10 protein-coding genes are annotated in these 9,880 nt (G+C 66.3%); 3 read left to right on the plus strand and 7 right to left on the minus strand.

Features of this window, described 5'->3' with window-relative positions; all coding sequences use genetic code 11:
* From GEV05_28710 to GEV05_28725, 4 genes are all read right to left on the minus strand, one after another.
* A partial coding sequence (locus tag GEV05_28710) for an SDR family NAD(P)-dependent oxidoreductase (protein ID MPZ47273.1) occupies window positions 1-584 on the minus strand: 584 nt, incomplete at its 3' end.
* A gap of 90 nt (window positions 585-674) precedes the next feature.
* Complete coding sequence (locus GEV05_28715; protein MPZ47274.1) at window positions 675-1,676, minus strand: tripartite tricarboxylate transporter substrate binding protein; 1,002 nt, start codon at window positions 1,674-1,676, stop codon at window positions 675-677.
* Window positions 1,677-1,713: 37 nt separating this feature from the next.
* Window positions 1,714-2,481, minus strand: a complete 768-nt coding sequence (locus GEV05_28720; protein MPZ47275.1) for a hypothetical protein — start codon at window positions 2,479-2,481, stop codon at window positions 1,714-1,716.
* Window positions 2,482-2,704: 223 nt separating this feature from the next.
* Entirely contained in the window at window positions 2,705-4,255 is a 1,551-nt protein-coding gene (locus tag GEV05_28725; protein MPZ47276.1) for an acetolactate synthase large subunit, read from the minus strand.
* Window positions 4,256-4,410: 155 nt separating this feature from the next.
* Here GEV05_28725 and GEV05_28730 point away from each other — a divergent pair, with 155 nt between their 5' ends.
* The 3 genes from GEV05_28730 (at window position 4,411) to GEV05_28740 (ending at window position 8,054) form a co-directional block, all read left to right on the plus strand.
* On the plus strand, window positions 4,411-5,400 hold the full coding sequence (locus tag GEV05_28730; GenBank protein MPZ47277.1) for an amidohydrolase family protein: 990 nt from the start codon (window positions 4,411-4,413) through the stop codon (window positions 5,398-5,400).
* Window positions 5,401-5,764: 364 nt separating this feature from the next.
* Window positions 5,765-6,925, plus strand: coding sequence for an MFS transporter (locus tag GEV05_28735; GenBank protein MPZ47278.1), 1,161 nt, complete (start codon window positions 5,765-5,767; stop codon window positions 6,923-6,925).
* A 58-nt stretch (window positions 6,926-6,983) separates the two neighbouring features.
* Window positions 6,984-8,054 carry a 3-phosphoglycerate dehydrogenase gene (locus GEV05_28740; protein MPZ47279.1) on the plus strand — a complete coding sequence of 357 codons (1,071 nt, stop codon included), beginning with the start codon at window positions 6,984-6,986 and terminating at the stop codon, window positions 8,052-8,054.
* On the opposite strand, the gene GEV05_28745 is transcribed toward GEV05_28740, so the two are convergent.
* The 3 genes from GEV05_28745 to GEV05_28755 form a co-directional block, all read right to left on the minus strand.
* Window positions 8,051-8,797: a hypothetical protein gene (locus GEV05_28745; protein ID MPZ47280.1), complete on the minus strand. Its 747-nt coding sequence runs from the start codon at window positions 8,795-8,797 to the stop codon at window positions 8,051-8,053. The two genes, GEV05_28740 and GEV05_28745, sit on opposite strands and share 4 nt — an antisense overlap.
* 61 nt (window positions 8,798-8,858) lie before the next feature.
* Window positions 8,859-9,473 (minus strand): cupin domain-containing protein, encoded by a 615-nt coding sequence (locus GEV05_28750; protein ID MPZ47281.1) that lies wholly within the window; start codon window positions 9,471-9,473, stop codon window positions 8,859-8,861.
* Between the two features lie 17 nt (window positions 9,474-9,490).
* Window positions 9,491-9,880 (minus strand): hypothetical protein (locus GEV05_28755; protein MPZ47282.1); only part of this gene is annotated, 390 nt, incomplete at its 5' end.

Consider the following 9,880-nt stretch of genomic DNA (forward strand, 5'->3'; position numbering starts at 1 on the left):
AAGGCGTCGCGCTCGACGTCGAAGGTGCCCGGCCCGATGCAGTTGGCGGTGATGTTGTGCGCGGCGAATTCGCGCGCGATGCCGCGGGTGAAGCCGACGATGCCGAGCTTCACCGCCGCCTTGGCCGGACCGGTGCCCAGGAAGGGCGCGATGCCGGAAAAGTTGATGATGCGGCCCCATCTTCCCTCGATCATTCCGGGCAGCACGGCGCGGCAGATATTGCGCGGGCCGGTCAGGTTGACGGCGATGTTCCGGTCCCACACCTCGTCGCTCTCCGCGAGGAACGCGCCCTCCGCGCGGTGCACGGCGTTGTTGATCGCGACATCGATCGAGCCGAGCGTCTTGCGCGCTTCGGCCACGAACGCTGCCACTGCCCGCGGATCGGCCACGTCGCATTGCACCGCGACGGCTTTCACGCCGAGCGCCCGGATTTCCTCGGCGACCGCGTTGAGCTCCTGCATCTTGCTGCTGGTGCAGAGAGCAAGGTTGGCGCCTTCGCGCGCGAACTGCAGCGCGGCAAGCCGTCCCATGTTGCGGCTCGCGCCGGTGATGAGGACGTTCTTTCCCTTCAGTCCGGTTTCCATGGTCGTACTTCCTCAGCCGTCATGATTGCATCGACGCCCGCGCCGCGCTGCAAGTGCTGATGCTGATGCCCGCTTGCTTGCGGCATGCCGCTATTGCGCGGGCGGTATGTTCGCGTCCTTGATGACCTTCGCCCATTTTGCGGTGTCGGTCTTGATGATCTCGGCGAGACGTTTTCCATTCGCGCCCGAAACCTCCAGTGCGAGCTCGGTGTAGCGCTTCTTCGTATCCGGCTGCGCGAGTATCTTCGTCGATGCCTGGTAGAGCTTGTCGACGATCGCCGCAGGCGTGCCGGCGGGCGCGAACACGCCGAACCAGGAAAGCGCCTCGAATCCCGGAAAGCCCGACTCGTCCATCGTGGGAAGCTCGGGAATCATCGGCGAGCGCTTGAGCGACGTGACCGCGAGCCCGCGCAGCCGTCCTTCCTTCACCACGGGCAGGATCGCGCCCATGTTCTGCAGCGTGATCGGGACGCGTCCGCCGATCACGTCGGTGATCTGCGCGCCCTTGTAGGGCACGTGGATGATGTCGACCTTGGCGATGAGCTTGATCAACTCGCCGGCGATGTGCTGCGGCACTCCCACGCCGGGGCTCGCGTAAGACAGCTCTCCCGGCCGGCGCTTGGCCAGCGCGATCAGCTCCTGCACGCTTTTCACCGGCAGATACTTGTTCACGCACAGGATGCTGCCCATGGTCAGGAGCTGGACGACCGGAGTGAAATCCGCACTCGGATCGATCGGCAGCTGGCTGAAGAGGCTGGGCGCAATGGTCATGGCGCCGTTGGCGCCGTAGTAAAGGGTATAGCCATCAGGCGGCGCCTTCGCCACTTTCGCGCCGCCGATCGCGCCCGCGACCCCGGGAATGTTCTCGACCGCGACCGTCTGGCCGAACGCTTCGCTCAGCTTCTGCGCGAAAATGCGCGAGGTGACGTCGGTCGCGCTGCCGGGCGTGAATCCGACCACCACCCGGATCGGCTTGCCTGGATAACCGTCCGCCTGGGCCAGGGCGGTGATGGGCAATGCCGACAGCATTGCGCCGAAGACGAGCGATCGTCGAGCCGCATGCAGCATGGTCTCTCCTCCTTGTTTGAACATCGCGCTGGGCGGATCGCCTGGCGGTGCTTGCCACACTCTACACGAGAATTTCGCGCGCAACGCGCCGCACGTCCATTTCGAACTCGAGCTCGATCACGGGCGGCCACGCGTACGTCCACACCAGGCCACCGGTGCAGGCACCACGCGCCGCGAGCACTTCGCCCACGAGGTGACCGATGTTCTGCACCGTGTACGCTTGCGTCGAAGTCGCGTCGCGCCAGGAAAAGCCGAGCAGCTCGAGCCGGCGCTCCATCTCTTGCGTGACTGCGATCACCTTGTCGCGCATGCCTTCCGGCGAGGTGTCGCCGCGGCGCACGATGCGTTCTCGATGCGAGCTGCCCGGGCCGAGCGCCTCGCCGCCGCCGGCGAGAACGAAGGTCGGCGTGCTCCTGCCGCCGGCGGCAACCGGCACCGTGTACGAGAAGGCGTACATCACCGGCTCGCGCGGCGCATCGTACATGGGACAGACGTTGGTGCGAGCTACCGGATTGACCGGCTTGTCGCCATCGCGGTAAATGCCCCAGCGTTCGAGCGTCAGTACGTATTGCTTGTTGAAGTCGCGAAAGCCCTGTTCGGTGAACGGCTCGGGCGAGCGCAACTCGCAAGCGGCAAACGCGGTGAGCGGCCGGCCGATTGCGCCCAGGTGGCGTTCGACCGCGACAAATGCTTCGGCCAACGGCAGCGGCTCGACCAGGCGCGCGCGTTCGATCACGAAGCCCGCCTCGGCCGCCACGCCACTCGAATACTGGAACACCGCCGGAATGTAGCGGTAGCCGCCGGAGCCGAACGTCTCGACCGCGCTCATGCCGTCGCCTCCGAACGGTCAACGAGTTGCGAAGGCCAAGCCTCTAGCGACTTGCCGGCAGTTCGCTTTGCGGTCGATCCCCGCAAGCGGGGCGCCTCATGAACCGTCGAGCAAGCTGAACCGCCGGAGCAGCGGCGCCTGGCGCCATTCGACTTGCGGTCGATCCCCACTTCGTGGGGCCCCTCGCCCGGGAGTCTCATGTCGCCCCCCTCGCCCGGTAAGCTCATGCCAGCACCACGTCGATCAGGTACGGCCCGCGCTGCGACATGGCGTAGCCAAGCTGCTTGGTCAATTCCTCCAGATCCCTCACCTCCACGCTCGGCACGCCGAGGCTCCTGGCCATTGCAGCGAAGTCGATCCGGGGCCGGTCGAGCGTGAGCATGTCGATCGCGCGCGGGCCGGGGTTGGCCGCGCCGACGTCCGCGAGCTGGGTGTAGAGGATCTTGTAGGCGCGGTTGGAGAAGATCATCACGCACACGTCCAGGTTCTCGCGCGCCATGGTCCACAGCGACTGGAACGTGTACATGGCGCTGCCGTCGCCGATCATGGCGATGACCTTGCGGTTGGGGCATGCGACCGCGGCGCCGACCGCGACCGGCGTGCCGAAACCAATCGAGCCGCCCATGTTGTTGAGCCAGTCGTGCGGCGGCGCGCCCGCGCTATAGGGAAAGAAGCCGCGGCCGGTGGTGACCGATTCATCGACGACGATGGCGCCCTCGGGCATCGTCGCGCCGAGCGCCTGGCCGAGGCCTTCGAGGGTGAATTTTCCGCTCGGCCGCTCGGGCCGGCCCGGCTGCGCAACGCCTGCCGGCTTTGCGTTCAACGCATCCAGCTCGGCGGCCAGCGCTTCCAGCGAAGCAATCGGATCGCCATCCACCGGACACAACGTGATCGTCTCGCAGCCCTCGGGCGTGAGCAGGCTCGGTTTACCGGGGTAGGCGAAGAACGCGGCCGGCGCCTTGGCGCCGAGCAGCACCATGTGCCGCGTGCCCTCGAGTTGCGCCTGCGCCGTCTCCACCACGAAATGCAGGCGCAACATCGGCACGCGCCCGGCGCCACGCTCGATGCGGGCCGTGCCGCCCGCGCCCTGAACGCGACAACCCGTCTTGGCCGAGATTTTGCCGGCAAGCTCCAGGCCGCGCGCACGCAATGCGCGTCCGCCGAGAAAGAGCATCGCCGAGTTCCCGTTGCGCAACGCCTTGGCGGCCGCGATCACCGCGTCCTTGTCCGGCTTCGGCGGTGCTGGCGTGTCGGGCGTATCCGCGACGCCGTCAGCTTCTCCCCACGCGGTGTCGGCCGGGAGGATGAGGGTGGCGATCTGTCCGGGGGCGATCCGCGCCGCTTGTATCGCCAGCGCGCCGTCGCCGGCTACGGTCTTCGACGTGGGCGAAGTCTTCACCCAATGCGAGAACGGGCGCGCGATGCCTTCGATGTCGGCGGTGAGCGGCGTGTCGTACTTGATGTGGTAGAGGGCGTGCTCGCCGACGATGTTGACGATGCCCGAGCCGGCCTTCTTGGCGTTGTGCAGATTGGCGGCCGCATTCGCAAGCCCGGGGCCCAAGTGGAGCAGCGTCGATGCCGGCTTGTCGGTCATGCGGTAGTAGCCGTCGGCGGCGCCGCTGCACACGCCTTCGAATAGACCCAGCACGCAGCGCATGCCCTCGACCCGGTCGAGCGCGCCCACGAAGTGCATCTCCGAGGTGCCGGGGTTGGCGAAACAGACTTCGACCCCGCCCTTCAGCAACGTCCGAACCAGGCTTTCTGCGCCGTTCATGAATGCGTCCCCCTCCAAGTCTCGTTGCATTATAGGTGCGCTCGGACTCGTGTAGAGCCCAAGGTGTCGCCGCGGCAGTCGGTCCAAGTCGCGGTACCATCTCCGGATACGAAGGGCGGACCCGCGGCCAAACGACGAGAAGGGAGCAATGACGCATGAAGACCATCGACATTCACGCTCACATGGTGCCTCGCTCGCTGTGGCAAGCGGTGGCCGCGAAGCAGGATTGGTACGGCTACCGGGAGCACGGCGGGGGAACCATCATCGGCAACGGCCAGGTGACGACGTTCACGTCTGACAAGGTGCGCTATACGCCCGAACAGCGGCTGGCGGACATGGATGCGCAGAACATCGACGTGCAGGTGGTGTCCATCCATACGCCCTTCTTCGGCTATCACCTCGACGCCGAACAGGGCAGGCGGCTTGCGCGTGGCGTCAACGACGAGATCGCCGAGATGACGCTCACGTGGCCGACGCGCTTCGCCGGGCTGGCGACGCTGCCCATGCAGGACGTGAGCTCGGCGATCGACGAGTTGGAGCGCGCGGTCACCAAGCTTGGCCTCAAGGGCGCGGAGCTCGATACCGAGGTGAATGGCGAACAATGGGACGAGCGCAAATTCCTGCCGTTGTTCAAGGCGGCTGAAAGCATGGGAGCCGTGCTCTTCTTCCACCCGCAGCCGCAGAACAACTTCCTGCGCGACCGCATCAGCCGCTACGGGCTGGTGAACAGCGTCGGCGTCATTCTGGACGATGCCATCGTAGTCGCGATCCTCATCTGCGGCGGAGTGCTCGAAGCCTGCCCGGACATCCGCATCTGCATTGCCCACGGCGGCGGCCCGGCGTGCTATGGCATGGGACGGCTCGACCGTGCCTGGCACGGACGGCCCGAGGCGAAGACGATTCCGCAGCCGCCGAGCGCCTATCAGAAGCGGCTCTACTACGACACCGTGACCGGCAGCGAAGAAGCGCTGCGCTTCCTGCTGGACCAGGTCGGCGCCGATCGCGTCGTGCTCGGCAGCGACTGGCCGTTCGTGCCGTTCAAGCCTTCGCCCGGCGGGTGGGTGCAGGAGATGACCTCGCTCACGCAGGAGGAGAAGGACAAGATCCTGTGGAAGAACCTGGAATCGCTGCTGAAGCTTTATTGATCGTGTCCGTATTGGACGACAGTCCAATACGGACACGACGCTCCCCTCTCCCCCCGGGAGAGGGGTTGGGGGTGAGGGACGAGCGTGACATGAAATTGGGAACGCTCGATAGAGTGGGTACGCTTGTCTTCCCTCTCCCTCCGGGAGAGGGATCGAGGGTGAGGGAAAATTATGCGTCCTGCTCGACTCCCCTCACTTGCAGTGCGCGCATCGGCATGCAGGCCGATGCCGTTCGGCCGGCGCGAACCATGGTTCGCGAAACCCCGGCCGAACCCCCCAGCCCCTCTCCCAGGGGGAGAGGGGAGCCCATTGCGACTAGGGCGCAGCCATCGATGAAATCCGGTGAGCGTCAGCGACCCGAGCGATGACCATCTACCTGGTGGTGCTGCTGGCCGTGCTGAACCAGGCCGGATTCAACGGCAGCCGGGTCGCCGTGTCGCTGCATGCGCTCGAGCTGGGCGCGAGCCAGTTCACGGTCGGGGTGATCATCGCGCTCTATTCGGTGGGCCCGATGCTGTTCTCGATTGCGATCGGACGCATCTCGGACCGGGTTCCGCCCCGGTTGCCGATGATCGTGGGTTCTGTGATGACCGTGGCGGGCCTCGTTTTGCCGGCGCTGGTGCCACAGGTGGCGGCTTTGTGCCTGGCGGGCTTGCTGCTCGGCTTGGGCCACCAGGTGTTCAACATTCCGCTCGAGGCCGTCGTCGGTGGGGTGGGCGGTCCGCAGAATCGCGCCCGCAACTACGCGGTGATCACCATGGGATGGTCGATTGCCAACTTCATCGGGCCGCTGGTCACCGGGTTCTCGATCGACCTCTTCGGCCATCGGCATGTCTATTGGGTGCTCGCCGCGTTCGGCGCGGCGCCGCTCGTGATCATGGCCTGGATGCCGCGCCTGCTGCCGCAGACGGTCAAGGTAGCAGCCGGCGACAAGCGCGGCGGCGTGCTGGATCTTTGGCGCATCCCGCGGTTGCGCTCGACCTTCGTTGCCGGCGCCATCATCGGTTCGGCCCAGGACCTGTTCCAGTTCTACATGCCGGTGTACGGACATGCGGTCGGATTGTCGGCCTCCGCCATCGGCGCCGTGCTCGGCATGGTCGCACTGGCCGCATTCGTCATCCGGGCATTGATCCCGTTCCTGCTCAAGCGCGCGGGCGAGACCACGATTCTCACCTCCGCCATCTTCGTCGCGGCGTTCGCCTACCTGCTGCTGCCGTTCTTCGACGATGCGCGCCCGCTCGCCGCCATCGCTTTCGTGCTGGGCTTGGGCGTCGGCTGCGCTCAGCCCATGCTCATGTCGTTGCTGTACGTGCTCGCGCCCGCGGGCCGTATCGCCGAGGCCATCGGCCTGTACAAGACATTGCGCAGCGTGACGCACATCGTGATTCCCGTGTTCTTCGGCAGCGTCGGGACGGCATTCGGCTTCGCCACCGTGTTCCTATCCAACGCCACGGTGCTCGCCTTCGGCGGCCTGCTGCAGAAGAGGACGTTCGCGGCGGCGCCTGCGGGCAAGTCGAAATCGTGAGTACCTGCGACTCGTGGGCTAGTATCGCAGGCAAGCTCGCGCCAATCAGCAACGAGGAATGGTCATGCCTGACAACGCTACGCAAAAGCAAGTGCTGTGGTTCGACGACGGCAAGCGCCCGAACGTCACTGACGAGCTCGCGAGACACAGCGACATCATCGTGCATTGCCTCACCCCCAAGGGTCCCGCGGCCGACAACTGGGGCGCCATGGCTGCTTCGCAGGTGTACTGCATCACCTCGACGCGGCAGGAGATTCCCGACGAATACAAGTGCCATGCGCAGTTGATCGCGCGCTGTCCCGACCTGCTCGCCGTTTCCACCACCGGCGCAGGCTACGACACGGTCGACGTGCCGGCGTGCACCGCGGCGGGCGTGCTGGTGGTCAACCAGGCGGGATCGAATGCGGATGCGGTGGCCGAGCACGCGGTCGCCATGATGCTTTCGCTCACGAAGAAGATTCCCCAGACCGACCGCTCGCTGCACCGGGAGAGCCGCACGCCGCGCGAGCAGTTCAAGGGCTGGAATGCGCACGGGCGCACCATCGGCATCATCGGCTTGGGCAACGTCGGCCGGCGGGTCGCACGCATCTGCGGCCTCGGCCTGCAGATGCGCGTGCTTGCCTACGATCCGTACCTGAGCGCCGAGGAGATTCAGGCGCGCGGCGCGATCCAGGTCGATCTTGCCGCGCTGCTCGCCGAAGCGCGCTTCGTCAGCGTGCATTGCCCCTACAACGACGAAACGCGCGGCATGCTGAGCGCTGCGCAACTGGCCGCCCTGCCCAGGGGCGCGTTCGTCGTTACGACGGCCCGAGGCGGCATCGTCGACGAGCAGGCGTTGGCCGCTGCGCTGTGCTCGGGCCACCTGGGCGGCGCCGGCATCGACGTGTGGATGGACGAGCCGCCGCCGCTCTCGCATCCCTTGCTTGCGCTCGACAACGTGCTCGCCACCTACCACACGGCCGGCATCACCGAGGATTCACGTACCAACATGGCGCAATGGAACGCCGAGCAGGTGGTCGGGATCCTGCGCGGCGAACGCCCGCCGCGGTTGATCAACCCGGAAGCCTGGGAGCGCTACGTTGCGCGCTTCGAGCGGGTGTTCGGATTCAGGCCCGGGACGAAAGCCTAGGGCGTTGCGAGCAGCCGTCCCCAACCCTGGACGGGAGGGGCGATGCCCTGCGAGATGAGGCGCCAGACTTGTGCAATCGGATTGGTCACCACGGGCTTGCCGAAGTCCTCCTCGAGGATGGGCACCGCAGCCAGGCTGCGCCATGCGCCGCCCGGAAGCAACAGGCCGTCCGCGTCTGGCGCCTTGCGCATCGCCTCGCGCCCCAGCTGGAAGGCGAGCTTCACGCCCTCTTCGATGCTCATGGAGAAGGCCTGTTGCGCCCACTGGCCCACGCTCGTCACGGTCAACACCTCCATGCCTGCGGCGGTGAGGTAGTCGATGAGCTTTGCGTTGAGCTCTTCGGACCAGCGGCTGGCGACGGCGATCCTGCGCATGCCCAGGTGACGCATGGCGTCCAGGCTTGCCTCGGAATGCGCGTCCGCCATGACGCCGGTCTTTCTCCGGGTCTCCGCGAGGAGCTCGAGCAAGCGCGCGCGGCCCAGTTGCGACGCGATCGGAAAACCTGCGAGGGTGATGCTGTCGGCTCCCTTCTTCACGAGCTCGTCGACGCACGGCCAATAGCGGCTGCGGATCGCTTCGTCCACGCCCTCGGCCGTGTAGTCGGAGATCTCGATCGAACAGGCGATCCGCTTCACGTCGGGCGGCAGCAGAGGCTCCGGTTGCGACATCGGATGCCGGTCCGGGCCGAGCGGGGAAACCGATCCCGCGGTGTAACGCACTTTCACTGCGTCGTCTGCGCTCATGCTCGCGTTCTCCTGACTGCGTCCGTGCCCGCGTCTCTCTGTCCGGCCGGAATCCCGGCGCTCATGCGCTGCGGGCTTCCTGCGGCGCGTTGGCATCGAGCGTGAACTGCCAGCCTTCGTCCAGAAGGTTCTGCAGCACCGCCTCGCCGAACTTCTGCCTGATCGCCTCGGCGGTCTCCGGGACGCGGCCGACGTCGTCGAACTCGCCCTTCTTGCCCTGGATGATCACCAGCAAGTGCGCATCCTGGTCCGACAGGTTGATGAACTGGCGCGTGACGCCCGGGGGCACGGCGATGAGATCGAACGGCTCCAGGATCGTGCGCTCTTCGCCGTGATCGCCCCAGCGGATCTCCCAACGGCCTGTCAGCGCCATGAACGTTTCGTGCGTGTTCCAATGCACGTGCAGCCCCGGGCCGTTGCCGCCCGGGCAGGTGGCGATGCCGAGACGAAAGACGCCCGCGTCGCCGCCGACGACTGCAGGCTTGGGAGATAGTTGTCCGCCGAGGTCCGCCGGCGACATCACGTTGAAGGTGCTCTTCGCCGTGATCATCTCCATCACTTCCTGCGGGATGCCCTTCGACTCGGCATGGCGCGCCTTGGTCGGGACCAGATCCTTGAAGCGCGCGATACGCGTTTTCATTTCCGCCTGAGTCGGTGTCTTCGTGCTGGCTGGCATGCTCGTTCCTTCCCTGTTCAAACGCACGCCACGGTATACACATCGTGCACGCCGTCGGGCAGACGGTGGTCGGTCCACGATGCCCCCGAGTCCTCGGTGCCGATGACCTGCCCGCCGCGCGTGACACACCAGATGCTGGCCGGGTCGTTCGGATTGACGCTGACCGCCATCACGGTCGATTGAGCATCGACGCCGTGATCGATGCGCCGCCAGGTCTGCGCGAGGTCGTCGCTGCGATAGAGGGATCCGGCCGTGCTGAAAGCGGCCTGCGACAGGCACGCGTACATCACGCGCGCATCATGCGGGGATACGAGCACGTCGCGGCAATAGGTGAGCGGGGAGAAGCGGCCGATCTCGGTGTCGTACCAGCTTGCGCCGCGGTCGTCGCTGCGGAACAGCCCCATGCG

The sequence above is a fragment of the Betaproteobacteria bacterium genome (assembly GCA_009377585.1).
Classification (GTDB): Bacteria; Pseudomonadota; Gammaproteobacteria; order Burkholderiales; family WYBJ01; genus WYBJ01.